Annotated in this window: 26 protein-coding genes and 1 pseudogene; 13 read left to right on the top strand and 14 right to left on the bottom strand. The window is 64.1% G+C overall.

Annotation, left to right across the window (positions count from 1 at the left end):
• Nucleotides 1-4 precede the first annotated feature (4 nt).
• Nucleotides 5-2,845 carry a hypothetical protein gene (locus tag OK351_RS09565; RefSeq protein WP_265158318.1) on the bottom strand — a complete coding sequence of 947 codons (2,841 nt, stop codon included), beginning with the start codon at nt 2,843-2,845 and terminating at the stop codon, nt 5-7.
• 156 nt (nt 2,846-3,001) lie between these two features.
• Between OK351_RS09565 and OK351_RS09560 the strand changes: the two genes are divergently transcribed.
• From OK351_RS09560 to OK351_RS09550, 3 genes are all read left to right on the top strand, one after another.
• Nucleotides 3,002-3,916 (top strand): PfkB family carbohydrate kinase, encoded by a 915-nt coding sequence (locus OK351_RS09560; protein WP_265158316.1) that lies wholly within the window; start codon nt 3,002-3,004, stop codon nt 3,914-3,916.
• Between the two features lie 30 nt (nt 3,917-3,946).
• Entirely contained in the window at nt 3,947-4,726 is a 780-nt protein-coding gene (locus OK351_RS09555; RefSeq protein WP_265158314.1) for an IclR family transcriptional regulator, read from the top strand.
• A 101-nt stretch (nt 4,727-4,827) separates the two neighbouring features.
• Complete coding sequence (locus OK351_RS09550; protein WP_265158312.1) at nt 4,828-5,112, top strand: hypothetical protein; 285 nt, start codon at nt 4,828-4,830, stop codon at nt 5,110-5,112.
• Between the two features lie 128 nt (nt 5,113-5,240).
• Here OK351_RS09550 and OK351_RS09545 read toward each other — a convergent pair whose 3' ends face one another.
• Nucleotides 5,241-5,753 carry a Dps family protein gene (locus OK351_RS09545; RefSeq protein ID WP_265158310.1) on the bottom strand — a complete coding sequence of 171 codons (513 nt, stop codon included), beginning with the start codon at nt 5,751-5,753 and terminating at the stop codon, nt 5,241-5,243.
• 558 nt (nt 5,754-6,311) lie between these two features.
• Here OK351_RS09545 and OK351_RS09540 point away from each other — a divergent pair.
• The 4 genes from OK351_RS09540 (at nt 6,312) to OK351_RS09525 (ending at nt 9,033) form a co-directional block, all read left to right on the top strand.
• The gene (locus tag OK351_RS09540) at nt 6,312-6,464 is read left to right on the top strand and encodes a hypothetical protein (RefSeq protein ID WP_265158308.1); all 153 of its coding nucleotides are present in this window, start codon (nt 6,312-6,314) and stop codon (nt 6,462-6,464) included.
• Nucleotides 6,465-6,679: 215 nt separating this feature from the next.
• On the top strand, nt 6,680-7,294 hold the full coding sequence (locus tag OK351_RS09535) for a DUF3060 domain-containing protein (protein WP_265158306.1): 615 nt from the start codon (nt 6,680-6,682) through the stop codon (nt 7,292-7,294).
• An 85-nt stretch (nt 7,295-7,379) separates the two neighbouring features.
• Nucleotides 7,380-8,111: a response regulator transcription factor gene (locus OK351_RS09530; protein ID WP_265158304.1), complete on the top strand. Its 732-nt coding sequence runs from the start codon at nt 7,380-7,382 to the stop codon at nt 8,109-8,111.
• The gene (locus OK351_RS09525) at nt 8,104-9,033 is read left to right on the top strand and encodes a sensor histidine kinase (protein ID WP_265158302.1); all 930 of its coding nucleotides are present in this window, start codon (nt 8,104-8,106) and stop codon (nt 9,031-9,033) included. The genes OK351_RS09530 and OK351_RS09525 overlap by 8 nt, the downstream gene beginning before the upstream one ends.
• A gap of 62 nt (nt 9,034-9,095) precedes the next feature.
• Here OK351_RS09525 and OK351_RS09520 read toward each other — a convergent pair whose 3' ends face one another.
• Nucleotides 9,096-11,714, bottom strand: coding sequence for an aminotransferase class I/II-fold pyridoxal phosphate-dependent enzyme (locus OK351_RS09520; protein WP_265158300.1), 2,619 nt, complete (start codon nt 11,712-11,714; stop codon nt 9,096-9,098).
• Nucleotides 11,715-12,206: 492 nt separating this feature from the next.
• Here OK351_RS09520 and hutH point away from each other — a divergent pair, with 492 nt between their 5' ends.
• The 3 genes from hutH (at nt 12,207) to OK351_RS09505 (ending at nt 15,007) form a co-directional block, all read left to right on the top strand.
• The gene (gene hutH / locus OK351_RS09515) at nt 12,207-13,739 is read left to right on the top strand and encodes a histidine ammonia-lyase (protein ID WP_265158298.1); all 1,533 of its coding nucleotides are present in this window, start codon (nt 12,207-12,209) and stop codon (nt 13,737-13,739) included.
• 171 nt (nt 13,740-13,910) lie between these two features.
• Nucleotides 13,911-14,333 carry an aspartate 1-decarboxylase gene (gene panD / locus OK351_RS09510; RefSeq protein WP_265158296.1) on the top strand — a complete coding sequence of 141 codons (423 nt, stop codon included), beginning with the start codon at nt 13,911-13,913 and terminating at the stop codon, nt 14,331-14,333.
• A 164-nt stretch (nt 14,334-14,497) separates the two neighbouring features.
• Nucleotides 14,498-15,007: a DUF6328 family protein gene (locus tag OK351_RS09505; RefSeq protein ID WP_265158294.1), complete on the top strand. Its 510-nt coding sequence runs from the start codon at nt 14,498-14,500 to the stop codon at nt 15,005-15,007.
• Between the two features lie 12 nt (nt 15,008-15,019).
• On the opposite strand, the gene OK351_RS09500 is transcribed toward OK351_RS09505, so the two are convergent.
• The 4 genes and pseudogenes from OK351_RS09500 to OK351_RS09490 form a co-directional block, all read right to left on the bottom strand.
• Nucleotides 15,020-15,829 carry an oxygenase MpaB family protein gene (locus OK351_RS09500; protein ID WP_265158292.1) on the bottom strand — a complete coding sequence of 270 codons (810 nt, stop codon included), beginning with the start codon at nt 15,827-15,829 and terminating at the stop codon, nt 15,020-15,022.
• 250 nt (nt 15,830-16,079) lie between these two features.
• Nucleotides 16,080-17,033, bottom strand: coding sequence for a ribokinase (locus OK351_RS09495; RefSeq protein WP_371931408.1), 954 nt, complete (start codon nt 17,031-17,033; stop codon nt 16,080-16,082).
• Nucleotides 17,026-17,196, bottom strand: coding sequence for a hypothetical protein (locus OK351_RS17945; protein ID WP_371931412.1), 171 nt, complete (start codon nt 17,194-17,196; stop codon nt 17,026-17,028). Before OK351_RS17945 ends, OK351_RS09495 begins: the two co-directional genes overlap by 8 nt.
• Before the next feature lie 70 nt (nt 17,197-17,266).
• Nucleotides 17,267-18,049: pseudogene (locus OK351_RS09490) on the bottom strand (LacI family DNA-binding transcriptional regulator); the annotation flags it as partial.
• 179 nt (nt 18,050-18,228) lie between these two features.
• Here OK351_RS09490 and OK351_RS09485 point away from each other — a divergent pair.
• Nucleotides 18,229-18,909 carry a metal-dependent transcriptional regulator gene (locus tag OK351_RS09485; RefSeq protein ID WP_265158286.1) on the top strand — a complete coding sequence of 227 codons (681 nt, stop codon included), beginning with the start codon at nt 18,229-18,231 and terminating at the stop codon, nt 18,907-18,909.
• On the opposite strand, the gene OK351_RS09480 is transcribed toward OK351_RS09485, so the two are convergent.
• From OK351_RS09480 to OK351_RS09455, 6 genes are all read right to left on the bottom strand, one after another.
• Nucleotides 18,910-19,785: a metal ABC transporter permease gene (locus OK351_RS09480; RefSeq protein WP_265158284.1), complete on the bottom strand. Its 876-nt coding sequence runs from the start codon at nt 19,783-19,785 to the stop codon at nt 18,910-18,912. It abuts the gene before it with no gap.
• Nucleotides 19,782-20,519 carry a metal ABC transporter ATP-binding protein gene (locus tag OK351_RS09475; RefSeq protein WP_265158282.1) on the bottom strand — a complete coding sequence of 246 codons (738 nt, stop codon included), beginning with the start codon at nt 20,517-20,519 and terminating at the stop codon, nt 19,782-19,784. The genes OK351_RS09480 and OK351_RS09475 overlap by 4 nt, the downstream gene beginning before the upstream one ends.
• Nucleotides 20,516-21,469, bottom strand: coding sequence for a metal ABC transporter substrate-binding protein (locus tag OK351_RS09470; protein WP_265158280.1), 954 nt, complete (start codon nt 21,467-21,469; stop codon nt 20,516-20,518). The genes OK351_RS09475 and OK351_RS09470 overlap by 4 nt, the downstream gene beginning before the upstream one ends.
• Nucleotides 21,470-21,871: 402 nt before the next feature.
• Nucleotides 21,872-22,219, bottom strand: coding sequence for a cupin domain-containing protein (locus OK351_RS09465; RefSeq protein ID WP_265158278.1), 348 nt, complete (start codon nt 22,217-22,219; stop codon nt 21,872-21,874).
• 65 nt (nt 22,220-22,284) lie between these two features.
• Entirely contained in the window at nt 22,285-22,959 is a 675-nt protein-coding gene (locus OK351_RS09460; protein WP_265158276.1) for a peptidyl-tRNA hydrolase, read from the bottom strand.
• 47 nt (nt 22,960-23,006) lie between these two features.
• Entirely contained in the window at nt 23,007-23,978 is a 972-nt protein-coding gene (locus OK351_RS09455; RefSeq protein WP_265158274.1) for a zinc-binding dehydrogenase, read from the bottom strand.
• Between the two features lie 200 nt (nt 23,979-24,178).
• Between OK351_RS09455 and OK351_RS09450 the strand changes: the two genes are divergently transcribed.
• A complete protein-coding gene (locus OK351_RS09450; RefSeq protein WP_265158272.1) occupies nt 24,179-24,658 on the top strand; it encodes a PaaI family thioesterase in 480 nt (159 codons plus the stop codon).
• A 17-nt stretch (nt 24,659-24,675) separates the two neighbouring features.
• Here OK351_RS09450 and OK351_RS09445 read toward each other — a convergent pair whose 3' ends face one another.
• Nucleotides 24,676-25,251, bottom strand: a complete 576-nt coding sequence (locus OK351_RS09445; protein WP_265158270.1) for a helix-turn-helix domain-containing protein — start codon at nt 25,249-25,251, stop codon at nt 24,676-24,678.
• 136 nt (nt 25,252-25,387) lie between these two features.
• Here OK351_RS09445 and OK351_RS09440 point away from each other — a divergent pair, with 136 nt between their 5' ends.
• On the top strand, nt 25,388-26,179 hold the full coding sequence (locus OK351_RS09440; protein WP_265158268.1) for an IclR family transcriptional regulator: 792 nt from the start codon (nt 25,388-25,390) through the stop codon (nt 26,177-26,179).
• The last annotated feature ends 74 nt before the right edge of the window (nt 26,180-26,253 follow it).

Below are 26,253 nucleotides of genomic sequence, written 5' to 3'. Positions count from 1 at the left end.
GGGGCTACTGCTCCTGGCCTTCAAGCTGTGCGGCCAGTGCACGCTGGATGGCGGCCTGCTCCGGCTTGTGCAGGGCCTCCAGCGAATCGGCCAGCCGCAGGCGCAGGGTCCGTTCGACCAGCCGGTCCTCGATCGGCAGGTGCAACGACTGTTCAAAAAGCAGTACGGCCTCGTCATGTCGCCCATCCAATGCCAGGTAGCTGGCCGCGGCGCCGATCCCCTGGGCGGCATTGGACTGCTGCTCCAGGGTCTCGAACAAGTGGGCTGCCTGCAACATCAGGCTGACCGCCAGGCCCAGGTCCTGGTCCGCGGATCCGGCCCATTGCGCGTGCTTGACCATGATCTGTGCCTGCAACTGGATCTGCCCGTACTCGGCAGCCAATTCGGTGGCTGCGGTGAAGCTCTGCGCCGCGTCCCCTTCTCCGGTGCTTTCCTGCACGGTGGCCAGCAGCATCAGCGCGTTCAGCTCCGGTTGGATGCCGTGTTCCTCCCGTAGCGACTCGCCCAACGGCACCAGCCGTTCGGCGAGGGTTTGGGCCTGGGCAAATGACCCGGTCAGCAAGTGGACGTTGACCAGTTTTTCCGCGCATTGCATCTGCCGGAAGGCCTGACCCGCCACGGCGAACTGGGCGGTGGCTTGTTCCCAGTGCGTTGCCGCGTCCTGGAACCGCTCGCTCAATCCGTGCGCTTCGCCCATCAGGTCGTGGATTTCCGCCTGCTCGGCGACGCTGAGTAGGTCTCCGGCCTCCTGCTGTGCCCTGGTCAGGTAATCCAGTGCCTCATGGGGTTCCCCGCCATCCAGATGCAGCTGGGCCAGCCGGAAGAGCAGGGCCAGCCGTTGGTCGCTCTCGGCCAGTTCCGCCTGGTGCAGCCCGAAACGCAGCCGTTCCTTCGCCCGGTCCGGCTGCCCGGATTCCAGCAACAGGGTCGCGCTGAAATCCGCGGCGAGAATCGCCCGATGGCGGTCATTGTAGCCGTTGAAAACCGCCAGCGCCCGGGTGGCGTAGTCCAGCGCCGTCTCGCTATCCGCGGCTTCGCCGGCCAGCTGCGCCAGGAAGTAATGCACCTGGGCCAGCGAATTGTCCGTCGGGTTGTACCTGCGCCAGGCGCGCACCAGTGGCTCGATCTGCCCTACGCTGCCGTGGCCCGAGGCCTGGATGATCCGGATGGAATACAGGTTGTGCAGTAGCGAGTCGCGCACATCGTCGCCGGCCCGGGACCGGATCAGTTCCAGGGCGCGCAGTTGGGTTCCCTCGGTGCAGACCTGGGCCAGGTCGAACTGGTCGTGGCGCATCCGGGCATGGGACAGCCAGGTGCCGATATAGACCAGGGTCGTCGTGTCCCGGTGCCCTGCACCCTGGGCATGCAACAACGCGGAGAGCTGTTCCTGTGTCCCGTCACGATGGATGGACAGGCCGTAGGTTCCCAACATGTCGGCCAGCGGCCGGTAGCCGGCCTTCGTCAACGCCCGGAGGTAGTCCTCCAGCTGCTGTTCGGCCTGCTCTTCACGACCGGCGCCCAGCTCCAGGATCATGGCCAGCTGGTGCAGACCTGCTGCCACATCCGCGGACGGCCGGCGGTCCAGTCCTGCAAGGGCATCGGCCAAAGCCGCGGCGGTATCACCGCAAGCGGTACGCTCCCGGGCACGACGCAAGAAGTCCACCGCATGCTGCGGGGTGCCGACTGGCTGATGCAGAGGCAGCCAGATATCGGTCTCCCATTCCACATCCCACTGCCCGGATACCAGTGCGGCCACACTGTGGACTTGCCCGGTGGTCCAGCCGTTTCCATTCCGGGAATCGAACCGGGACGCCAGGTCGTAGGCGGCGTCCCAGGCCAGCGCGCCAAGGCGGGTCATCGGCACCGGCTCGTCGTGGGGTCCGAAGAATTCGGCCAGCCCCGGCAGCTCGCTGCCACGCACCGCGACCTCGCCCAAGCCCAGATCCGTGGCTGTCCGGCATAACAGTCCCAGGGAACTGAGGAAGGCCAGGTGTTCACGCTGGGCCATGGGGTCATGGGCGAGCCACGGAAGGTGGCGTTCGACCACGGCCAGCGCCCGCCCCAGGTTTCCGGTCACCACCAGGTACTTCAGGTGGTGCGCTACCAGGCCCAGGTTGTCCGGGTCCTTGCGTGCGGCCTCGTAGCTGCGCACATGCAGGGCCTTGGTCTCTTCGATCCGGCCCGCCCGCAGGAGCGGGACCAGGGCCACTGCGATCGCGTTGGCTGGTTCCTGCCCGCAATTGAGATCGTTGGCCAGCAGCTCATCAAGCAACTCCAGGGCCTGGTCCGGTTTGCCGGTGGCCAGCAGGTAGGACATGTTCAGTGAGCGGATACAGGCATCGCAATGCGAATACTCGTCGCCACGATCCTGTTGCAGCAGGGCGTGGATCTCGGCGGCCTGTTCCATCCAGCCGTTGGCGAAAGCCACCTCAAACCGGGCAGTGAGCACCGCCGAGTCGCCGATCCCGGCCCGCTGGTAGTGCCTGTGCATTTCCTCCAACAGGCCGTGGATGTCCTCCGCGGGGATCTGCGGGTCCGCGCTGAGCACCGCGGTCATCCATTTGTACTGCCAGAGCAGGTCCGCACCATCGCCCGGATCCGAAGGGTAGGTGTGCGGATCCTGGTCGTAGTGGTCAAGGCACCAACGGAAGTTCCCGAGCAAACCGGTGCTATCCCCGGTCATGGCGCAGGCATCGGCTTGGAGCAACCGGACACGGTATTCGGCCCGCACGTCCTGCGCTTCCTCAGCCAACTGGAGGGCCTGGTCCAGCAACTCGTTCAGCTGTGCCCCGTAGGGCAGGCTGGCGCAACGCTGCAGCAGTTCGTTGATATCGTGGTCGGTCAATGTGTTGCCCCTTCCGTGATCCAGGCTGACGGGGTGTTGTGCCCCAGCCTATGGGGATTTCGCCGCCCCGGGGTAGAGCGCCACGGCACCACCGGGAGTATTTCCCGGGAACCGTGGCAGGTTCCCCCGCCCGGCATTGCCGCATAGGATGCAGACATGGCTCGTATTTCTGTAATTGGCGAATCCCTGGTCGATGTGGTCAACCGGCAGCCCTTTCCCGGTGGCTCACCGCTGAACGTTGCCGTGGGGCTCTCCCGCCTGGGGCACCAGGTCATGTTCCACACCGAATTCGGCTTGGACGAACATGGGGCGATGATCGCCGGACACCTGCGCGAAGCCGGGGTGCAGTTGGCCGATGGCACCCAACGCTTGGTGGCCACCAACCAGGCCCAGGTGAAACTGGATGGGGACGGACGGGCCAGCTACCGTTTCAACATCACCTGGGACCTTCCCGATGACGTGGTGGCCCCGGGAACCGTTCTGCTGCATGCCGGGTCCATTGGCTCCTGGCTGGAACCGGGTGGTTCCAAGGTCTTGGCGGCGTTCAGGAACTCGCCGCCCTCCCAAATCCGCAGCTACGACCCGAATATCCGTGCCGAGCTGGCGGTGGACCACGATGCTGTGCTCGAACGTGTTGAGACGATGATGCGATTGGCCCACGTGGTCAAGCTCAGCGAATCCGATGCCTGCTGGCTGTACCCCGCCATGGATCCCGCTGCCGTGCTGGAGCATGTCCTGGATCTGGGGCCACAACTGGTGGTGCTCACCCGCGGAGCCCTGGGCTGCATGGCCCGCACCGCCGGCCAGTCCTTCACCCAGGCGGCCTGGGTCACCCAGATCGATGACACGGTCGGGGCCGGGGCTGCGTTCATGTCCGGTTTGCTGCACGGGATCCTGGATTCCCCGGTCGCACGGGCGCTGTGCGGAGAGGGTCCTTCCATCCTGGAATCCACGGCGGTGCAAAAGGCGCTGCGATGCGCCACGGCGAGCGCCGCAGTGACCGTATCCCGGGCCGGAGCCAATCCGCCGGACACCGGCGAACTAGCCGCGCTGCTGGCCGGGGACCGGTAGTGGTGGGGTCGAGATGGCAAGGAGGGGCGCGTGGCTAGCAAGACTCCGGCGGCGCGCAACACCCTGCGCGTGCTCAAGCTCCTGGCCAGCCGGAAGTCCCCCACCCCCGCGGCCATGATCGCCACCCTGCTGGATTTGCCGCGCTCCAGTGTCTACCAGTTGTTGACCGAGATGGTGGAGCAGGGATTCGCCACCCATTACCCGGAAGAGCAGGCCTACGGTTTGGGGCTTTCGGCCTTCGAACTGTCCAGCGCGTATACCCGCCAGGAACCGCTGGCCCGACTGGGTGCGCCGTTGGTGGCCCAGCTGGTGGACCGGTTGGGTGAAAGCGCACATCTGGCCGTCCTGCACGGTGCCGATGTGTTGTATATCGTCGAGGAGCGTGCCAAGTCGCGTCCCTCACTGGTCACCGATGTGGGTGTCCGCCTGCCCTCACACCTGACCGCATCGGGTCGGGCGATCCTGTCCAAGCTACCCAAGTCCCAGGTTCGAGCCCTGTATCCGCGGGCTTCCGATTTCATCAGCCGTGGACCGGCCCATGGGGCAATTACCGACTACGCATCACTGCGCCGCGAACTGCTACTGACTGAAGAACGCGGCTATGCCATCGAGCAGGGCGATGTCACCGCGGATTTCCATTCCCTGGCAGTGGCCATCGTGGACAACTCCAATTGGCCGGTGGCAGCACTGGCCGTCACGTTCCTGGCCGACCGAGTGCCTGTTGATGACCACGAGAAGATCCTGGCCCCGTTGCGGCACACCGCAGGGCAATTGGTCGAACGCTTCCACGGCCGGCGGCGTACCGGCTGAGTTCCGGTGCCGGTTTCCCTGCGGTAGCGGAACGGTGGGAAAGTGCTGACGGTTTCGCGTCCCGTCCACTCGTTGGCCGCGTGGTCTGTCAGACTTGTCAGATGGATCACTCCCACGACCAGTCGGCGCCAGAGCAGTCCGACCACGGTCATTTCCGATATGTCCAACTGGAAATCGATGGCCAGTTGGTTGACGCGCAGGTGATCGCCCGGGAGGCAGGCCGCGTGCTGGTCACCTACCCGCAACCTGACAATGACCAGACCGACACCCGGATGCAGAGCCTGTGGATCGATGAGGGTTCCACGCTACGCATCCGGCGCGAGGACTCCTCCTGGAACAACGAGGAGGACGATCTGGACTGGCATGAGACCCAGGACGGCTACTGACCGTTGTTACGGGTACCGAAGTGCAACCAGGCCCCGAAGAACTGCTGGTCCTGTCAGCCCGGCTTAAACGACGCCACGCGCCCTCCTGAACAAGGAGGGCGCGTGGTCTTTCATCGGGTCCTGAACGATCAGGGGTGACGGGTTTCGGCGCTGATGAACCAGGCCTGCTGTTCCAGCTGGGCGATGTAACCATGGAGGATATCGGCCGAGGTCGGGTCGGCTTCATCCACGGCATCATGAACCCGCCGCATCACCCCGACGGTAGCCTGTACGGCCTTGACCATCAGGTCCACGGCGTTGGTTGTCAGGATCTCACCGGTGGTCGGCTGTTCGATCTCGGTGTACTTCCCGACGGTTCCCACCAGCCCGTCCGGGGTAGCGTGCAGTGCCCGCATTCGCTCGGCAACCTCGTCCGACCCCTGCCGGGCGATGTTGACCACTTCATCCAGGTTCAGATGCAGGTCGCGGAAATTGGGGCCCACAATATTCCAGTGCGCCTGCTTGGCCACCAGTTGTAAGTCAATCAGGTTGACCAGTACCGATTGCAGTGCGTCACGCAGCTCGGCTGTCGCCACAAAACCGTTCTCGACATTTTCCCTTGCGGTTTTTCCTGCCGGGGTCTTCTCTACGGAATCAGACAAGGTTCGTTCCTTCCCTCTGTGGTTCGCATTCACGCGATATTCCTCCCCGCGCGCCGCATGGCCAGCGGGGTTCATTTCGCACTCTACGCCGAAGAACGGTGACTATGAACCACCGGCTTCAACTCCCATGCTCTTCCAAGATTCACCGGCCCGGCATGGTCTTCCCCGTCGAATGGCTGGGTACCGGGCGGGACCTAGCTGGCAATTTCCTTGGAACCGACGCCAGCCGTTCAGCCTGAGGTGATCAGTCGGTAGCGTGGCACACGAGCCGAGAACGGTGACACCAGCCGGTACCGCCGGCAGGACAAGGAGGAATATCGTGGACAACCGACATCCCACCGAACCACCGACCACTCCGGATGATCCGACGGGGCCAGGGGCCCCACCCAGTGACCCGACGGCTCCGCCGGGTCCGGTCACCGACCCGACAGCGCCGAGCCAGCCGCCGTTGGATCCGACCGCCCCACCGCTCCCGCCCGACCCAGGCACCGAGCCCGAACGCTAGGTGCCAGGTCTTTGTCCGCCAACGGCCAACCGACAGAAAGTGAGCAGCTAACCATGGGTGAAAAACATATTCCCGAAAACGCCGAACAGTCCAAGGCCAAGGACCACGTCTCGGATCCCAAACTCTCCGATGACACCGGGCATGATTGGACCGACGAGGGCGGGGCGACCGAGGATGGTGCGGCCATCTCCGGTGACGATGGCTAAGGCAACGGGCTAATCCGCAGGGGAGGGTAGGGACCGGCAGACCGGTTCCCACCCTCCCCACGGTTTTGTCCCGGCCGCTACGCGACAGCTTGTCGCAGGATTGAGACAGCTCTGGAACAGGTCAGCGACCACTGGCCGTTGAGGAACCCCTAGGCTCGGTAGTAGCAAGTCCAGTTCGGCGGATTCTCCGCCCGGTGTACAGAAGGAGCCTTCCCATGGAAAACAAGACATTGCGCAGTGCCGGACTCAGCCTGGCGGTTGTACTGCTGGCCTCGGTCGGCCTGAGCGGTTGTGTCACGGTCCAGCCCGAAAACGACGTTCCGACCTCCAGCGCCCCGATCACCAGCCCTTCCGCTGAAATGACCGGGGACAGCGCTCCTGCCGGGGATACCAGCGCCGCACCCACCACCGCCTCCGATCCGGCTGCGCAGCAGACCGGGCCAACGGACTTCGATTCGCTGTTCAACAGCATCGTGCAGGCGGCCGATACGCAACTCGAGTGCCTCGACGACGATGCGTCGGGCCGGGATGATGCCGATGACCTGACGGTCTCGGACAGCGACAGCATCATCAGCATTACCGGGGATTGCGATGACGTGATCGTAACCGGAAACAACCTGACCATCTCCATAGTGGAGGTCGACGACTTGCGCATCCGCGGCAACAACAACATTATTGCCGTCCAGGATCTGGATGACGTGCAGGTCCACGGCTCGGAGAACGTGGTCGGCTGGAACCCGGTCCACGAAGACGATCCGGATATCGTCGACCGCGGATCGGATAACGTACTGCGACACGATGCCCTGGGCACGACGGACCTGTCCTTCTAGCGCAGGAACCCAAGCAGTTCACGCCGGAGCCGGAACGCCGTTGGTGGCGTCCCGGCTCCGGCACCGGTTGAAGGACAATGGAGACATGAATACCACTTCCGCAGCTTCGGTCCTGCTGGTCGATGACGAACAGGATATCCTGGCCACCTTGGGCGGTTACCTGCGGCGTAGCGGGTTGGAGGTACTGACCGCTGGCAACGGGGTCGAGGCCCTGCAGGTGATGGACAGGCATCCGGTCCAGGTAATCGTGTCCGACGTGATGATGCCCTTCCTGGATGGGCGGTCCCTACTGCGCACCTTGCGCCAACGCGAGGACTGGACACCGGTGATCCTGCTGACCGTGGTCGGCGAAGCCGATGAACGCTCCGCCGCCTTGGATGAGGGCGCCGACGACTACCTGAACAAGCCCTTTGCTCCCCAGGAACTGCTCTCCCGTATCCGCGCGGTATTGCGCCGGCTCCAAACATCAACCCACGCCCTGGGAAATGCCCAGATCCTGGTGGCTGACCACGGGACCGGCACCCTGAAGCTGGACCGTTTGGCACGGCGCGTCTGGAACGAGGACACGGAGATCATGTTGACGCCCAAGGCCCTGACCCTGCTGGAGTACCTGATGACGCGCCCGGATGAGGTCCACAGCCGGGAACGTCTGCTTGAGTCCCTGTGGGGATTCGAATTCGCGGTGTCCACCCGGGCCGTGGATCACAGGATCGCCGAAATCCGCAAGGCCTTCGGTGATGACGCCGCGGCACCGACCCTGGTGCAAACCGTTGCGGGCCAGGGCTACCGTTTCGCCGGGGAGGTGCGACGTGGCTGACACGCCTCGCCGGTCCGATCGCGGATTGCGCCTGGGATTGTGGCTTGTCCCCCTGCTTGCCATCGGCGGTTGCGTGCTGGCTGTGATGGTGGCCAGCGACCTGAACCTGTCAATCCTGATCCCGTTCTGGCTGGCTCCTTTGCTTCTGGGCGCAGTGGCGACCGCAGGCTGCGCGGTGGCCCTGCGGCAACGCCAACGGCTGCGGCGGAAGCTGGATGACCTCGGCGTCCGGATCCAGCAGGAGGGCGATCAGGCCCGTCGCCGCCTGCTGCAACGGCTGGACCATGAACTGAAGAATCCATTGACGGTACTGCAGACGGTCGTCAGCGGCAGTGAACACGGTGTACCGGATGCGGAGAGCTGGGCAAGCGTGGCCACTCAAACCAGGCGGCTTTCACGACTGGTGGGTGACCTTCGCGGACTGGCCGAATTGGAAGTGGCCCAGCTGGAACGAATCGACGTGGACCTCGAATCCCTGTTGCGCGACGTATTGGATGACACCGCCGAAGGCACGCAGGGTACCGACGCCGAAAAACGCAAGATCTCCCTGCACCTGCCCAGGGCACCGTGGCCACTGCCACTGCTCAAGGGAGATCCGGATCTGCTGCGCCTGAGCCTGCAGAACCTGCTCAGCAATGCCATCAAGTACTCCCAACCCGGGGACAGCATCGAGATCACCGCCCAGGAGCTCGATGGCTGGGTCATCATCGATATCGCCGACACCGGCCGGGGCATACCGGATCATGAGCAGGAACTGGTTCTGGAGGAACTCGCCCGGGGATCCAATGCGCGCGACATGCCCGGTTCGGGTATCGGCCTGGCCTTGGTCAAGGTGATTGTGGCGCGTCACGGAGGTGCGCTGATCCTGCGCTCACGCGACGGGCACGGGACCTCGGTGTCGGTCCGTTTGCCGTTGCACTGAGCAGGAAGCCCGCAGCTCCTGCACCCTGTCCGGTGCGGGGGCTGCGGGCTTTGCGGTATCCGCTACTTCCGGCGGTCCGTGGCTTCCAGTTCGGCCACCGCTTCCGAGGTGAACACCTGGTAACCGTAGTCGCGGTGGTAGCCGTGGATCTCCCGGGTATCTAGCATGTCCATGTAGTCCAGGATCTCGGTGGTGATCACCTGTCCGGGGACCAGCACCGGGAAACCCGGCGGGTACGGGGTCACGAAGGCCGCGGAGACCACTTCCTGGCCGGCCGCGATGCGTTCACGGATCCCGTCCGAGAGGTGAAAGGTCGTCGCGGGGTCCCGGTACGTCAGGTAGTAGGCCCTGCGCATGTCACCACTTTGCGCACCGCCGTCAAAGGCGCGGGCGAAGTAGCTGAAGTTCGGCAGCGGGACCTTCAAGGCCGCCGAGGCCTTCAGGTCTTCCGCGGATCGACCATCGAGCCGACGCCGGTGTTCCAGATCGGTGGCGATCTTGATCAGCACCTCGATCAGGTAGGACACCGCGCTGCGGTTTGTACCGATATTGGTCATCAGCAACACACTGGTGCGACTGGTCTTGTTGACCTGGATCGCATGGCCGTCCATCAGATAAGTGTGCTTGAAGGTGTCTCCGTCCACCCCGGTCCGGCTGATGTCCAAGGTCAGGCGACTGGGGTCGACAACAAATTCGTCTGTCTCCCAGGCGTCGTCCCATGAGGCCAATCCATCACGCACCGGATTGGCATTGCCCGATACCCGGTATTCCTGGGGAATCAGGTCACGGCTGTCCAGGATGCTGAAGTACTTGCGCAACAGCTTGTGGCGGGCAATGGCCTTGGACACCGACAGCGCGAGATCGACCTGGCGTTGCACCAGCGCGTAGCCTTCCAGCTCCGCCTGCCGCCGCCCGATATCCAATGAAGCCAGAATCTGGTAGTTCGGCGAGGTGGAGGTATGGGTCATGTACGCTTCGCGGAACGAGTTGGAGTTACGGATTACGTAATCCTGGTCGTATACATGGATCATCGATCCCTGCCGCAGCGAGGTCAGGGTCTTGTGCGTGGACTGGGTCGAGTAGATGCGCAGACGGGTCTTCTCGGGATCGGGGATCAACCGGGTGTTCAGCCAAGCGTCATCATTGGCCGGGTTGTCCTTGGTTCCCGGTTCCGGGAGCCGTTGGACCTGCTGCTTGTAGCGACGACGGTACTCAGCGGTGCCCATGGAGCTTTCCAGGGTACGTGCAGCGGACATGCCGGTGCGCTTGCGGTAGATCGGGTGGAAGCCGGCGAAGGCGAACCAGGCTTCGTCCCAGAGGAACACCAGATCCGGCTTGATCGCCAGGCATTCTTCCATGACCCTGCGCGGGTCGTAGATGATTCCGTCAAAGGTGCAGTTGGTCAGGGTGATCATCTTGACCTTGTGCAGCATGCCCTCGCGTCGCAGATGCAGCAGCGTCGATTTGATCTCGCTCAACGGCACCGCGCCGTACATGGAATGCTCCTGCAGTGGATATGCCTCCAGGTATTTCACATGGGCGCCGGCGAGCACCAGCGAGTAGTGGTGGGACTTGTGGCAGTTCCGGTCGACCAGGACGATATCCCCCGGGGCCAGGATCGATTGGTGCACGATCTTGTTCGCCGTGGATGTCCCATTGGTGACGAAATACGTCAGGTGCGAACCGAAAGCACGTGAAGCCAGCTCATGCGCTTCACGGATCGATCCGTGCGGGTCCAATAGCGAGTCCAGTCCCCCCGACGTGGCCGAGGTTTCAGCCAGCAACAGGTTGATTCCATAGAAATCCACCAGGTCCCGGGCCCACGGCGAGTTCTGGACCGAGCCGGCCCGGGAAATCGGCATGGCATGGAAGACCCCCGCAGGACGGCGTGCGTAGTGCTGCAATGCCGTGAAGAACGGCGTCTCATAGCGAGAAAGGATCTCGTTGATGATCGACAGGTGCAGATCCATGCCGTCGTTGCGGGAAAAGATACGCTGGAATCGACCGGTCATCTCCCGAGCCAGGGATTCCAACGCCACCCCGGCCACCAGGTAGACCGCGACCTCGGGTCGCAGTCTGGCGATAGTGCTTTCCAGATCAATCAGCAGACCCATCGGCTTCCTGCTGCTGAACCGTCCCGCGGTTTGGCGCTGGATGTAGCCGTGCAGGGCGCTGCTGAGCTTGCGTTTGGTATTGATCTCGAATCGCGGGGTCAGGACACAGGTCTGGATGGTCGGGTTGATCACCAGCGCAACAAGGGCATCCTCGACACTGGGCACCACGACGAAGTTGTAGTTGAATTTGTCCGTGCTCCGGCGCTGGTCAAGCATTTCCTGCTTGAAACCCTCGATTTCCTCGGCACGACCGTTGTCGACCAACAGCACTTCGACCACCGGCGCGAAACGCTCATTGGATTCGGCCTTCAAGCTGTTCTTTTCTTCGTCTTCGACCTCGTGGCCATTGTTTTCCGGCTCGATGTATTGGGTCTGCGAACGGAAGGTCTTATTGACCAGGTACACCTTTTCCAGCGCAGTGGAATAGTCGTCGGACTCCAGGGCCTTGACCATATCGTTGAAATAGCTGATCCCCGGTGTGGCCCAATAGGGTTCGATCGCCGCGATCAGGCCGATCAGTTGCCTGGCTTCGTTGACCAGCGTGCCAGAATCCGTTTTTTCACCCAAATGCCGAACCACTTCGCTTAGGATGTAGCCCAAGTGCTCCCACGCGTCCTTGCGTCGGCGCCATGCGCTTTCAGGTGTCCCCGTTGCGCTTGCGGTGTGGTTGACTATCCCAGTATCCACGGTCGTCGGTCTTTCTCTCGTTATTTACTGCTCGTTTACCGCACTGTTCCTGTACCAGCTGTCGCCTTTGACCACTGGTGTACGAAGACTATGCGATCTTCCTCCAGGTTGGGCTATTGGCGCGCTAAGTTACCGCAGAACGTCCAACGATGTCGGCAGGGATGCCCCACCGCCCCCGCAACGACCTCGAATGTGAATATCGGGTTAACGCCCCCATGCCTACCCATCCTTCTCGCCGGGCCGCCCATGGTGTCCGAAATACCGGACAGAGTGTCTCCAATTGGCGACCCTTATTTACCAAAGTATCCAATGATGAGGGTTAAGTCCTTATAGAAGTCTTAGCAACGGGAATGGAAAATGGATACGACTCTCATGAATACCGTAGTGACCTTGGGTTTAACAGGAATTTCGGCCGACGACGTGGTTAAGGTTGCGCGTCACAATGCACAGGTGGAGGTTTCCACCGAGGTCCTTGACGAGCTCGCCCGGGTGCGGTTGCAGATCGATGCCCTGGCGGCCAGCGATACCCCGGTTTACGGCGTCTCGACCGGTTTCGGCGCCCTGGCCACTCGCCATATCCCGTCCGCCGATCGGGCCAAGCTGCAACGGTCGCTGATCCGGTCCCATGCCGCGGGCATGGGCCAGCCGGTGGAACACGAGGTGGTTCGGGCCTTGATGTTCCTGCGGGCCAAGACCCTGGCCAGCGGACGCACCGGCATACGCCCGGTGGTTCTGCAAACCCTGGTCGGGCTGTTGAACCACGGGATCACCCCGGTGGTCCGCGAATACGGTTCGTTGGGTTGCTCCGGGGATCTGGCCCCGTTGTCCCACTGCGCGTTGGTACTGATGGGCGAGGGTGAAGCCACCGACCGGCAGGGCAACCTCCGCCCGGTACCGGAACTCCTGGCCGAAGCCGGGCTGGCGCCGGTGGAGCTGGCCGAGAAGGAGGGCCTGGCCCTGATCAACGGGACCGATGGCATGTTGGGCATGCTGCTCATGGCGCTGGAAGACCTGTCCGATCTGGTCGACATCGCCGATGTCAGCGCGGCCATGAGCGTGGAGGCCCAGCTGGGAACAGATCAGGTCTTCCGGCCGGAGCTGCATGCTCCGCTGCGGCCTCATCCGGGTCAGCGGACCAGCGCCGCGAACATGTTCGCGGCGCTGGCAGGCTCCCCGATCGTGGCCTCGCACCGTGAAAACGATGGACGGGTGCAGGATGCCTATTCCCTGCGCTGTTCACCCCAGGTGACCGGGGCGATGCGCGACACCCTGGACCATGCAGGACGCGTTGCCGGTCGCGAACTGGCCGCGGCCATTGACAACCCGGTCGTGTTGCCTGATGGCCAGGTCAGTTCGAACGGGAACTTCCATGGTGCACCGGTGGCCTACGTGCTGGATTTCCTGGCCATCGCCGTGGCGGATCTGGGATCGATCGCCGAACGCCGCACGGACCGGATGCTTGACCCGGCCCGATCGCGCGATCTTCCGCCGTTCCTGGCAGACGACCCCGGCGTCGATTCGGGAATGATGATCGCCCAGTACACCCAGGCCGGGTTGGTCGCCGAAAACAAGCGCCTGGCCGTACCTGCCAGCGTTGATTCCATTCCGTCCTCGGCAATGCAGGAAGACCATGTGTCCCTGGGCTGGCATGCCGCACGGAAGCTGCGCACAGCGGTGGACAACCTGCGCCGCATCCTGGCCATCGAGATCGTGGTTGCCGCCCGTGCCCTGGATTTGCGCCGCCCGCTGACCCCGGCCCGGGTCACCGGTGCGGTCCTTGACCTGTTGCGCAGCACCGTTGACGGGCCGGGACCGGATCGGTTCCTCTCCGCGGATCTCGAAGCCGCGTACCGGTTGCTGGACAGCGGCGAGCTGACCCGGGTGCTGAAGGCGGTTATGGGCTAAATCCCCGGGCTCGCGCCGGATGTCGGCCGCACCGCCGCTGGCAGTGTGGTTCTGGCATCCGGCGGCCGCTGAAGGCCGACCGTGATATTCCTTAATGCCAGGCAGTTCAAAACAACGTAAACTTGGGGGAGCAAGATTTCCGTTTCCCCCTTGTTTTGGAAGTGTTCCTTGATGCAACGCACCATGTTTAAGTCCAAGATCCACCGCGCCACCGTAACCCAGGCCGACCTGCACTATGTCGGTTCGGTGACGATCGATGCGGACCTGTTGGAAGCCTCGGACATCCTGCCCGGTGAACTGGTGAGCATTGTGGACGTGACCAATGGGTCCCGGCTGGAGACCTACACCATCGCCGGGAAACCCGGCAGCGGGGTCATCGGCATCAATGGCGCCGCGGCCCATCTGGTGCATCCCGGGGACACTGTCATCATCATCAGCTACGCGCAGATGGAGGATGCCGAGGCCCGGACGTACTCCCCTGCCGTAGTCCACGTCAACGAGCAGAACCGGATCATCCATCTGGGTGACGACCCCGCGGTAGCGGTGGCCGAAGGTGTGCAGACCCCGCCTTTTGCCCAGGTCACCGGGGTCTAGCTCCCCCATTCCCGATGGCTCCCACCCGCCGCGGGTTCATGGAGCCGCACACCGCGCGGTGCTGGCAATCGGCTAATCGGTTCCTGGGCAAACCGCAGCGGACGCGACCCGGCCGCCGAGGCTGATATAGGATTCAGGTCACCATATACCAGGAAGGTGGCCTGATGATCGCAGACCGACAGCCGGATGACAGCCCGCAGGCACCGCACCGGCAGTGGAACGAGTTATTGCAGGAAATGCGGGTCATGCAGACCGGCATCCAGATCCTGGCGGCCTTCCTGATCATCCTGCCCTTCCAGGCCAGGTTCGAGATCGTCGAGCCACGCGAACAGGTCTTTTACCTGCTGTTGCTGGTTGTCGCAGTCCTGCTGATCGTCCTGCTGGTGATTCCCGTGGCCGTGCACCGGCATTTCTTCGGCCAAAGGGTCAAGGCCACCACGGTGCATTTGGGGCATATTGTTGCCAAGGTGGTCGCCGTCGGTGTCGGTGTGCTCGTCAGCGGTTGTGTCTGGTTCGTGCTCCAGGTGCTTTTGGGATGGCAGATGGGATTGTTCATCGGTGGCCCACTGATGCTGGTCACGTTGTTCCTGCTGGTGGTCCTGCCGCGCATCATCACGCCACGTGACACCCTGCCCGGGGATTTTCCGCCCGGCGAATCACGTCATAGCAAATGACCGGGTGCCGTCTCAGCCCAAGGCACCGCGATCGACCCTGCGCAATGAGTACCTCTTGGGAGCGTGGCGGACGTAGTGCGGCAGCAACCGGTTCCCCCAACGGGCCAGCCTGATCACCAGGCGGGCCCGCCGCCGGACCGTGGCGGTCAGTTCATAACCGTAGAGCCCGCGCACCTCTTCCGGGAGCAACGCAATGGTCAGGTCGCGGGCCAACGGCAGGAAGATCCGGACCGGCCAGGGCAGGTGGCGCCCGAGAAACAGCTGCTCGGCGGCTTCCCGCACTTCCGGTCCCACCTGCAGGGTTCCCAGAGTGTCCTGGAAGTATCGGCGGAATTCTTCCCGGTCGCCGGGCCAGTAGTCGGCCGGCATCTGTAGCGCTTGTCCCAGGCAGATGTATTCCCGGTACAGCTGTTCCTCGGCGGCGTCGTCCAAGGCAGGGAGCGTGTGCCGGGAGATCACAGCGGCCGAATCATAGAGTGTGGCGGCCACCCACAGTTGCAGCTTGGGATCTCGGGCCGAATAGGCCGGGGTGCCGGTGGCCGGGTCCCGCGGCGCATGTACCGGGGCGTGGGCGGCGTTGACGAACCTGATCACCGTTTCGCGCTGGGCAGGGGTGCCCACACCCAGCGCGTACACGTAGGACAGGGTGTTGTGCAGCCGGGACAACGGGTTCTCCACGAAATCCGAATGGCGAACCACGGCCGTCCCGATCCGCGGATCGGCAAGTTGCAACAGGATGGCCCGGCCGGCACCCAGCAGCAAGGATGCTTCCGGTGCGATCCGTGCCAGGATGCCGTGGTGTTCTCCTGCCGTTGATGTCATATGTCCAAGAATATGGCAGCAGCCTCAACAGGCGGTGTGTGGGCCGGACGGTCTGGCGAACCCCGAGCCGACAGCCCTGGGGTTCATCCAGCGGATGACGGGTTGGGTTGTTTCCCGTCCTTGTTCCGTCATGACAGTATTCTGAGATCAGGCAGGCCGCAGTCGGCGACAACCACGGTGGCAGCATGCCCCAGCGTGGCCGGTGCTGCCAGCAGCGGGGGGTGTGGATCGGGGTTTTCAGCCTGACGGATCATTCCTGGGTCCGGGCGGACCCGGTCTCCTGGGGCTGCGACAGGTCCCGCGGGTAGGAGGCCTGAGCGCCCGGGTGCTGTACGGTGTAGGCGGCGAATCGGGTGGCGAAGGTGGCCGCCTGGGCCAGGTTCTTCCCGTTGGCCAGCTGCGCGGCCAGCGCCCCGGTGAACGCATCGCCGGCACCGGTGGTGTCCACGGCATCGACCCTCGGGGCCGGTACCTTCTCCAGCCGGACTGATCCGCTGCCATCGCGTTGCGCGACGAGGCACCCGGCTCCACCCAGGGTGATCACCACCGATGCGATGCCCTGTTCCAGCAATGCGTGGGCCAGGTGGTCATAGTGCCCCTCAAGTCCGGTGGCCGCCCGGGCGTCCAGCTGTTCAAGGACCTCGAATGCCTCGTGTTCATTGACCACCAGGGGGTCGGCCCGCACCAGGTCCTTGGGTTCCAGCTTGATCACCGGGGCCAGGTTCAGCACGATCCGCTCGGTGCCGGCGGCGATGGCGGCAGATATCCCGGAGGCGGGGATTTCCCCCTGCAGGACCACCACGCCATGCAACGGCCCGGCAGCGCGGACTGCGGTGCCGTCAACCGTGGAGTTGGCCCCGGAGATCACGGCGATGCTGTTTTCGCCCTGCGCATCGACCGAGATGATCGCCACCCCGGTGGGCTCGCTGCTGCGGATCACCCGATCCAGGAGCACCCCGGCCTGCCGCAACTGCGCCAAGGCGATCGCCGAATGCTCGTCCTGTCCCAGCGCACCAACGAATTCGGTCCGGGCCCCGGCCAGCTGGGCGGCCAGGGCCTGGTTGGCGCCCTTGCCGCCCGGGGTCAGCCGATAGGAGTCGGCCAGCACGGTTTCCCCCGGGCCGGGCAGGCGGTCCATCCGGGCGGTGATGTCCACGTTGCTCGAGCCTACGACGGTGACCTGGACTCGCTTCTCTTCAGCCATGTTCATTGTCCTTGTTCGATGGTGCGGTATGCGGCGCGGTGGCCACCGAGGCGCGCGGGGTGTAGCGGTTCTCGAGGTGAACCTTGGCGGGTTCGGCTGCCTGCATCAGGTCGGCCAGGGCAGTGACCGCGGCCTGCCCCATCCGTTCCAGGTCGTGGCTGATCGTGGCGATCGGGGGAACATGCAGCAGCAGGGCATCGACCTCGTCGAAACTGAATAACCGAGAAATCCTGCCCGATCCGTGCGCCGGCCTCGTGCCAGAAGGTCAGGGCACCCAGGGCCATGGGCGCGTCGGCGATGACCACCGCGGTCGGCGACAGGTCGTGCTCGCTGAACCAGCGGGCTGCGGCCCGCCCGGAAATGCGTCGAAAGTCCCCTGCAAAGTGCAGCGTTTCATCCACAACCAGGCCGTTCGACCGCAAGGCGGAGTCAAAGGCCCTGCGCCGTTCCTCGGCGGTGGAGGCATGTTTCGGGCCGCCCAGGAAGGCGATGCGTTCATGCCCCCGGGCCTTGAGGTCGGCCACGGCCTGCCCCAGGGCGCGTCGGCTGCCGGCGGTGATACTGGGGATGCCGGCTCCGGCCACGGTACGGTCGACGAAGACCGTGGGGATGGGGCTGTCAATCACGCGTTGCAGCATGGCGCTGGGGATATTGCTGCCTTCACCCAACCCTTGGGGGACGATCAGCAACCCGTCCACCCGCCGGGAGAGCATGGCGGCCAGGAACCCATCCTGCTGGCCGGTGTCCTCGTTGGCATTGCCGATAAAGGTGACCAGCCCCGCGGCGCGGGCATGGCGTTCCACCGCGTGGGCGAGGTCCGAGAAGTAGGGATTGCGCACATCGGATATCAACAGGGCAATGGAATCGGTCTTGGTGGAGCGAAGTGAGCGGGCCTGGGCGTTGGGAAGGAAACCGAGTTCGGTTGCTGCGGCCTCGACCCTGGCACGGGCGGCGGCGGAGGTGGCCGGTGATACCCCGGCGGCACGTGCCGCGTCCTCGATCGTGATTGCCTGCATAACGCGATAAGCCCCTGTGCCCATTTGTAAAATCGATTCCATGGAATCGATTTCACAGCTTGCCGCATCGGTTCCGCGGAGTCAAGAAACCTGCCGGTCCACGCATCGGGGACACCGCCGGACCTGGCCCCCTCCACCGCTGCCAGCCATATTCGGGGTTGGTTGACTATGATGGATTCGTGTCGGTCAACCAGCTTTCGGATAGTGCGCAGAATTACCTGAAGATCATTTTCAGCCTCAAGGAGTGGTCCGATGAACCGGTCACGCCCAGTTTCGTGGCCGAACGTGCCGGGGTGAAGCTGTCCACGGTGTCCGGTGCGCTGGCCAAATTACGGCAGCTGAACCTGCTGGATCATGCCCCCTACGGGGAAATCACGCTCACGGATACCGGGCGGGCCTACGCGCTGGCCATGGTGCGACGGCACCGGCTGATCGAGACCTTCCTGGTGCAGATGCTCGGCTACCGCTGGGACCAGGTCCACGATGAGGCGGAGAACCTGGAGCACGCGGTCTCGGATTTCATGATCGAACGCATCGACGAGCTGCTGGGCCATCCCACACGCGACCCGCATGGGGACCCTATTCCCAGCGCCGCCGGTCAGATCTCGATGCCCACGGCCCACCCGTTGGGCCAGGCGGTTCCCGGCAGCACGGTGGTCGTGGAACGGATTTCCGATGCCGACTCGCAGTTGCTGCAGTACTTTTCCGAAAACGGGATCGTGCTCGGCGCCAGACTCAGCGTCTTTGACGGGGACCCCTACTCGGACACCGTGGAAATCACCGCGGAACCGGGCTCCCCGCGCGTGGTCCTCGGCGCAAGGGCGGCCGACGCCGTCTGGGTTTCCGGCACCGAGCAGTAATCAGCGCGTCGCGGCGATGGCCTTTTGCCGCGCGCGGAAGCGCACCGCCTTGGCCACCAGCCCCTGTTGCGGGCTGAAGAGGTACACCAGCAGGAACAGCACACCCTGGGCCAGGACCACCATGCCACCGGTGGAGGCATCCAGGTAGTAGCTGACGTAGACGCCCATGATCCCGGCGCCTGCGGCCAGTGCCGGCGCGTAGACCAGCATGCGGCCAAAGCGGTCGGTCAGCAGGTACGCGGTCGCACCGGGGATGATCAGCATGGCGACCACCAGGATCACCCCCACGGCCTGCAGGGCCACCACCGAGGTCATGGCCAGCAGGCCCAGCAACACCGCGCCGATCAGCCGGGGGTTCATGCCCAGGGCGTGGGCGTGCGTGGGGTCGAAGGCGTACAGCGTGAAGTCCTTGCGCTTGAGCACCAGAATAACGAAGGTCACCGCGCCCAGGGCCAGCACCTGCCAGAGATCGGCAGCCGAGACACCCAACAGGTTGCCGAAAAGGATATGGTTCAGGTCCAGGTGGCTCGGGGTCACGGAAATCAGTACCAGGCCGAAGGCGAACAGCGTAGTGAACACGATCCCGATCGCCGCGTCCTCCTTGACCCGGCTGGTATCACGCAATCCGCCGATCAACGCCACGGCCAGCAGCCCGAAGACAATGGCTCCGAGCGCAAACGGTGCCCCGAAGATGTAGGCCAGCACCACGCCCGGCAGCACGGCATGGGAGACCGCGTCTCCCATCAGCGACCAGCCGATGAGCACCAGCCAACAGGAGAGCACCGCGCAGAGCACGGCGGCGATGACGGTGACCGCCAGGGCACGGACCATGAAGGTGTAGCCCAACGGTTCGGCAATCAGCTCGATCAGGTTCATTTTCCGCCTCGCTTCATCGGATCCAGGCCGAAGGCCAGGGCCAGGTTCTCCGGTCGCAACACCGTTTCGGGTTTCCCGTGCATCAGCACCCTGGTCATCAACAGGATCGCTTCATCGGCCAGGTCGGGAAGGGCATGCAGGTCATGGGTGGAGATCAGCACGCTTCCACCCTCGGCGGCGACCTCCCGCAGCAGCGTGGTAATCGTTCCCTCGCTGCGCTTGTCCACCCCGGCAAACGGCTCGTCCAGCAGCATGATGTTCGTTTTCTGGGCCAGGCACCGTGCAACGAAGGTGCGTTTCTTCTGGCCTCCGGAGAGCTGCCCGATCTGCCGTTCGGCATGGCTTGTCAGGCCCACCCGTTCCAATGCGGCATCCACCGCCGCATGATCGACCTTGCGGGCACGACGCATCCATCCCATGGAGCCGTACCGGCCGGTCATCACCACATCCCGCACCGAAATCGGGAAGTTCCAGTCCACTGCCTCGTTTTGCGGGACGTAGCCGATCGCCGCCTGGCGGCGGGCCAGCTGCGGGTCCAGCCCGTTGACCTTCACGGTCCCGGTATCGGGTTTGATCAGCCCCATGATGGTCTTGAAGAGTGTGGATTTGCCCGACCCGTTCATTCCGACCAGGGCGCAGACCGTACCGCGGTTCAATGTCAGGCTGGCCCGGTCCAGGGCCTGCACCGCTCCGTAGTGGACGGTGGCGTTGTCTACTTCGATGGCCGGGGTCATTGGACCTCTCCATTCAAGGCGTCGGTGATGGTGCGGGTGTCGTGGGTGATCATCTCCAGGTAGGTCGGCACCGGCCCATCCGGTGCGGAGAGCGAATCCACATACAGCGAGCCGCCGAAGCGGGTATCGGTGGATTCGACAACGCGTTGCATGGCCGCATCGGAGACCGTGGACTCGCAGAAGACCGCCGGTACCTGGTGTTCACGCACGTAGTCGATCACCGCGGCCACCTTGCGTGGCGTGGCTTCGGTTTCCGAGTTCACCGCCCACAGGTACCGTTCCTGCAGTCCCGCATCGTGGGCCAGATAGGAAAAGGCCCCTTCGCAGGTGATCAGTACCCGTTTGGCTTCGGGCACCCCGGCCAGGTCCGCAACAAGATCGTCATGGATGCGCTGCAATTGCTCCTGGTAGCGTGCGGCATTCGCCTGGTACTCCGCGGCATGCCCGGGGTCCAGTTCGGCAAAGGCGCGCGCCATGTTCTCGGCGTAGATCTTCACGTTCAGCGGGCTCATCCAGGCATGCGGGTTCGGATGGCCGCTGGCCTCGCCCTCGGCGATGGGGATCGGGCTGACCCCTTGGCTGACATTGACATGCGGAGCATGCACATCGGTCACGAATTGCTCGAACCATGCTTCGAGGTTCAGCCCGTTGTCCAGTACCAGGTCGGCATTCGAGGCCCGCCGCAGGTCGTCCGGGGTCGGCTCGTAACCGTGGATTTCGGCACCGTACTTGGTAATGGATTCAACGCGCAGGTGCTCGCCGGCCACGTTCTGCGCGATATCGGCCAGCACGGTGAAGGTGGTCAGCACCACGGGCCGTTCATCCCCGACGGCATCACGTGCGGTCGGTTCGGCAGTGGCTGTGCAGCCGCCCAGTAGCAACAGCGCCACGCCGGAGAATATTCCACCCAGCAGCTGGCGCACAGCTGTCATCCTTGACAGTCCGCTCATGACATATGACCCCGGTCCCGATAGTCCGCCACCGGGCGCAGCCGGTCGCGGGAACAACTTTCAGCGGTCCTGTGGACCACAAATTCAGGATAATGTTTGTGGGGTCAAACATTCAAATTTTGCTACCCTAATCCGCCCCGCCGTGCCGCCAGTCGCGGACCGGGCAGGCGATCAGCCGCGCTGCGGGCGGGATGCTGGCCGCTATCGGGCGCCGGGTTGTTGGCCAGGAGCTGCCCACGGCGGTGTTCGGCTCGGGGAGCGCCATGGCGCCCCTGTCAGCGGGAAGCCGGACGGTCCTTCCTGAGTCATGGCAGCGGCTTCCGGTGTACCATCCCTCCAGCACGGCACCGGGCGGGATGGGAGGGGCGCATTGGTGCCCGACACCCCGGATCAGCAGCGGGGTCAGTGGAGGAAAATCAGCAGTATCCGCGCTGGTTCCACCGCGGTGACCGCATGGTCCACCCCGGCCTTCAGATGCAGCAGGGCCCCGGCCTGGAACCGGAGGGTCCCCCCGCCGACTTCGACATCAATGGTTCCGCTAACCACCTGCACGATGACCGTATGAGGCGAGGAATGCTCGCTGAGCACCACCCCATCGTCGAAGGCCAGTTCGGTGACCCGGAAATCCTCGGCCTTGTAGCGTGCCCGGGGTGAAACACGTCCGGGCTTGAACGGGTGATCGCTGGCCAACTGGTCGGCCCCGAGGCTTATCACGCCGTCGGGCAAGCTATGGTCCAGGGGATGTTCCATGCCGCAGTGCTCCTTCGCCGGTAGGTAAGGCCACCATGCCACAGGACTCCCCTGGTGCGCCAGAGCTATCCGGTGTACACGACGTAGGCGGTGGCCGAACCCGGTTCGATTTCCGTGCGTCCCGCGTCCCGGATGACCGGTCCAACCGCATCCTGGATCCCGCGTTCGAAACCCTGGCGATCCATATGCCGGATACCGAGGGTCGCGCCCTCCTCGATCCAGTCCTGCACGGTTTCCGGAGCGGCCTGGATCAGCCACGCGAACAGGGCATGGGCCGCCTGGGCGCAGGCCTTGCCCGTGGACATGCCCAGGGATCCATCCAGGACAACCTGGACCTGTCCGGTGAAAACCTGCCCGGATTCTGGCAGCTCGGTCCCGGAGACCTGGAGCTTGGCCAGCCGTTTGGGCAACGCATTGGCCGGAAGTGGCACCAGACCCGCGGCCTGCGCAGCCCCGACCTCGATCAGCGCGTGCTCTTCGAACTCTTCAAGCACCTTGGCGAACATCTTGGGGTTGGCCCGCCGCACCGACTTGGCAAAAGCCCCGGCCGCCCAGGGCCCCCACGCAGGGTTCTCCGGATTCTGGAGGAACGCGGCCACCGAGGCCAACGCCGCGGCGGCAATACCCTCGTCCTGGCCGCAGGGATCTTCCTTGTCGATTCGCAGGATGATGGGCTGGACCAGTTCGCCCGGCTCGGACTTTGCCTCGGCTGCGGACTCGGACTCGGTGAATTCACTCATGTACCCGATCTTAGACAAGGTCCAGCCACGGACCGGACACGGCAGGCTCAGTCGATGCTGATAACGACCTTGCCTGCCAGGGCCCCGTCGATCATGGCCTGGAAACCCTCATGGATCCGCTCCAGCGGCAGGACCCGGTCGATTCGCGGTCGCAGTCCGTGGCGTTCCACCATTTCCAGCATGGCCTGGGTCTCCTGCCGGGTCGAACCGGTCGAGCCGATGACACGCAGTTGCTGGTAGAAGATCCGCCCCAGGTCCGCGTCGGGTGCGGTGCCACTGGTGGCCCCGGCGATGACAATGGCCCCGCCGGGTTTCAGGCAGCGTAGCGAATGGCCCCAGGTGGCCTCCCCCACGGTCTCGATGACCACATCAACCCGTTCGGGCAGGCGCTCGCCGGACTGGAAGGCGGCAGTGGCCCCCAGTTCCAGGGCCAGCTGGCGGTTGGATTCACTGCGGCTGGTCGCATAGACGGTCGCCCCGGCCGCCGTGGCCAGGCAGATCGCGGCACTGGCTACACCTCCACCGGCCCCCTGGACCAGGACCTTCTGCCCGGGCTGCAGGCCGGCGCGGGTAAAGAGCATCCGGTAGGCGGTGGACCAGGCCACCGGCAGGCAGGCCGCCTGCTCGAAACTCAACGAGGCCGGCTTGTCCAGCACGCACCTGTCCGGAACCAGGATGTACTGGGCGAATCCACCGTCATGCCGTTCGGAGAGCAGCGCCCGATTCGGGTCCAGGGTCTCATCCCCGCCACCGGCATCGGCATCGCCGATCACCGGATGCACCACGACCTCCCGACCGTCTTCGGTCACCCCGGCCACATCGCAGCCCAGGATGACCGGGATGTTCCTCGGGTCATGACCCACGCCGCGTAGCGTCCACAGATCATGCATGTTCACCGAGGAGGCCTTGACCTTGACCACCGTCCAGCCTTTGCGCGGCTCGGGCCGGGGAACGTCCCGCACGTCAAGGCCCGACAACGGATCTTCGGGGTTCTGGGAAACGGCGACCGCTGCGCGCATCGGGTGCTCTCCTTGGGTTCCATGTAGTACTTTTCGTTGTTCCCGAACACTCGGGAACAACGCCTCCCACCAGTCTTTTGCCAGTTGCCGCGGGAAGTCGACCCGGTGTTCCGCACACCGGCATGATCTCTTCAGGTGCTCCCTGCCCCGGACTAGGCTCAAACGGATAAACCCCGCCGACCACACCCCAGGAGAGAGCCGTGCTCGACACCAAGGACACCATCTGGCATGGACAGACCGACGCCAGTGAGCTCAATGAGAAGGCCGCCGGTTGCCTGAACGCCAACCTCGGTATCGAGATCACCGAGATCACCGCCACCTCCTTGCGCGGGCGCATGCCCGTGGATGAGCGGACCATCCAGCCGGCAGGGGTCCTGCACGGAGGCGCCTCGGTCGCCTTCGCAGAGACCCTGGCCTCGTGGGCCGCCTACCTGGCCGTGGATCGTACCCGTTTCCATGTGGTCGGACAGGAGATCAACGCCAACCACCTGCGCCCGGGCATCCGGGGCCAGTACGTCTACGGTGAGGCCACGGCCCTCATGATCGGACGCCGCTCCCATGTCTGGATGATCAACATCCGCAATGACCAGGGCAAGCTGGTCTGCGTGTCACGGTGCACCATGGCCGTCATTGATATCCCCGGACAGTACACCACCGCGGATCAACGCACCGGCAGCTAACAGCCGCCAGGAGATGTTCAGGATTCCTGGCCGGCAGGCGTGAACTGGGCGATCTGCGGGGCGGTGGTGGTCACGTGCAGCAAAACCTCCGGGTCCCGGGTGAAGTAGGAATGTTCAACGTCACCGGGGAAACGGAAAAAGTCCCCGGGCTGCAACTCGACGCTGTCGAATTCGCCGCTGATGCGTACGCTGCCTGCAATGACGTACACCTGGTGCAGGGTTCCCCGGGAATGCGGGGCGATGTCCTCGGGCACGTTGGCAGCGATCCGGATCAGACTGGTTTCCACATATCCGGTGCCATAGATCTTGTCCAGGGACCGGGTGCTGCCGATCGCATGCGCCCGCCACGGTGCGACCTCGACGCGCTGCAGCTTCACATTTGAGCCGTAGGCGGCCAATATGGCCCCGAGGTTCACGCCCAGGCCCTGCCCGATGGACTCCAGGGTCCCCACTGTGGGGTTGCCTTGTCCTGCCTCGATTTTCGACAGGGTCTGCTTGGAGATCCCGGTGCGCTTGGCCAGGTCCCCCAAGGATAATTCGCGCTCCCGCCGAAATCGACGGATATTCGTGGCAACCAGATGATTACTATCCATACAAAAAGTGTCACTTATACTGGACAATTTGTCATGTTTGACTATCGTACTGGTCGCGGGAACAATGGAAGCAAAGCTTCTTCAGGCAGGGTTGCGCGCCTCCCGGCCTGACCACACCTCGCATTAGGAGCCCTTCGTGACCCGTTCAAGCACCCCGCCAAGAGATAACCGAACCGCCGTGGATAAGGCCATGGACCTGCTCAAGGCCTTCGGTGAAGAGGCCACCACGGGGGTTGGCGTCAGCGAACTGGCCCGGCGGGCGGATCTGTCCAAATCCACCGCATTCCGGGTATTGGCGTCGCTTCAGGCCAATGGTGCAGTGCAACGTGCCGGCAACGCCTACCGCCTGGGCAAGATGATCCAGGACCTGGGCATGACCCAGGAATCGGATCTCCATGCGCGACTGCGTGATGCCTTGACCCCCTACCTGGTGAACCTCTACGAGTTGACCCGGCAAACCGTTCACCTGGCCGTGTTGCAGGGCACCGACGTGGTGTACCTGAACAAGCTCTACGGCCAACTGGCGGTACGCAGCCCCTCACGGATTGGCGGACGCGCACCCTCCTACTGCACGGCTGTGGGCAAGGTCCTGTTGGCGCACACACCCGCGGCGGCCTCCGCAGTCATGAACCAGGAGCTATTCGCCTGGACTGAGAACACGATCACCGACCCCGACCACCTGGCCAGGGAGCTGTCCCAAGTCCGCCAGGCGAATCTGGGCTATGACAGGGAGGAGATCCTCATGGGGTTGAACTGCGTGGGCGCTGCGGTCTTCAATGCCAGCGGCCAGGCGGTGGCGGCGCTGTCCATTTCCGGTCCTGCGGGAAAGTTCGTTCCCGAAAGCCAGACATCGGTGCTGCGCAAGGTCTGTTACGAGGCTTCTCGGGCCGCAGCCGCGGTATCCGCCGCCGCCGGCAGGACTGGCTAGTTCCAGGTGCCGCGGCCCCTGGGCGGTTTCCGGCATCACCGCCGCCGGCAGAGCCCGCCGTGCACCGATCGCCC

The sequence above is a fragment of the Glutamicibacter sp. MNS18 genome (assembly GCF_026107515.2).
GTDB lineage: Bacteria > Actinomycetota > Actinomycetes > Actinomycetales > Micrococcaceae > Glutamicibacter.
Note: the sequence above shows the minus strand (reverse complement) of the source record. Positions and strands in the feature narration are given on the sequence as shown.

Excerpts from the sequence above, each read along its gene's own strand:
- OK351_RS09560 (WP_265158316.1), top strand. The coding sequence starts at position 3,002 with ATGGCTCGTATTTCTGTAATTGGCGAATCCCTGGTCGATGTGGTCAAC.
- OK351_RS09550 (WP_265158312.1), top strand. The coding sequence starts at position 4,828 with ATGGATCACTCCCACGACCAGTCGGCGCCAGAGCAGTCCGACCACGGT.
- OK351_RS09540 (WP_265158308.1), top strand. The coding sequence starts at position 6,312 with ATGGGTGAAAAACATATTCCCGAAAACGCCGAACAGTCCAAGGCCAAG.
- OK351_RS09535 (WP_265158306.1), top strand. The coding sequence starts at position 6,680 with ATGGAAAACAAGACATTGCGCAGTGCCGGACTCAGCCTGGCGGTTGTA.
- OK351_RS09530 (WP_265158304.1), top strand. The coding sequence starts at position 7,380 with ATGAATACCACTTCCGCAGCTTCGGTCCTGCTGGTCGATGACGAACAG.
- hutH (WP_265158298.1), top strand. The coding sequence starts at position 12,207 with ATGAATACCGTAGTGACCTTGGGTTTAACAGGAATTTCGGCCGACGAC.
- panD (WP_265158296.1), top strand. The coding sequence starts at position 13,911 with ATGCAACGCACCATGTTTAAGTCCAAGATCCACCGCGCCACCGTAACC.
- OK351_RS09505 (WP_265158294.1), top strand. The coding sequence starts at position 14,498 with ATGATCGCAGACCGACAGCCGGATGACAGCCCGCAGGCACCGCACCGG.
- OK351_RS09500 (WP_265158292.1), bottom strand. The coding sequence starts at position 15,829 with ATGACATCAACGGCAGGAGAACACCACGGCATCCTGGCACGGATCGCA.
- OK351_RS09495 (WP_371931408.1), bottom strand. The coding sequence starts at position 17,033 with ATGGCTGAAGAGAAGCGAGTCCAGGTCACCGTCGTAGGCTCGAGCAAC.
- OK351_RS09480 (WP_265158284.1), bottom strand. The coding sequence starts at position 19,785 with ATGAACCTGATCGAGCTGATTGCCGAACCGTTGGGCTACACCTTCATG.
- OK351_RS09475 (WP_265158282.1), bottom strand. The coding sequence starts at position 20,519 with ATGACCCCGGCCATCGAAGTAGACAACGCCACCGTCCACTACGGAGCG.
- OK351_RS09470 (WP_265158280.1), bottom strand. The coding sequence starts at position 21,469 with ATGAGCGGACTGTCAAGGATGACAGCTGTGCGCCAGCTGCTGGGTGGA.
- OK351_RS09465 (WP_265158278.1), bottom strand. The coding sequence starts at position 22,219 with ATGGAACATCCCCTGGACCATAGCTTGCCCGACGGCGTGATAAGCCTC.
- OK351_RS09460 (WP_265158276.1), bottom strand. The coding sequence starts at position 22,959 with ATGAGTGAATTCACCGAGTCCGAGTCCGCAGCCGAGGCAAAGTCCGAG.
- OK351_RS09455 (WP_265158274.1), bottom strand. The coding sequence starts at position 23,978 with ATGCGCGCAGCGGTCGCCGTTTCCCAGAACCCCGAAGATCCGTTGTCG.
- OK351_RS09445 (WP_265158270.1), bottom strand. The coding sequence starts at position 25,251 with ATGGATAGTAATCATCTGGTTGCCACGAATATCCGTCGATTTCGGCGG.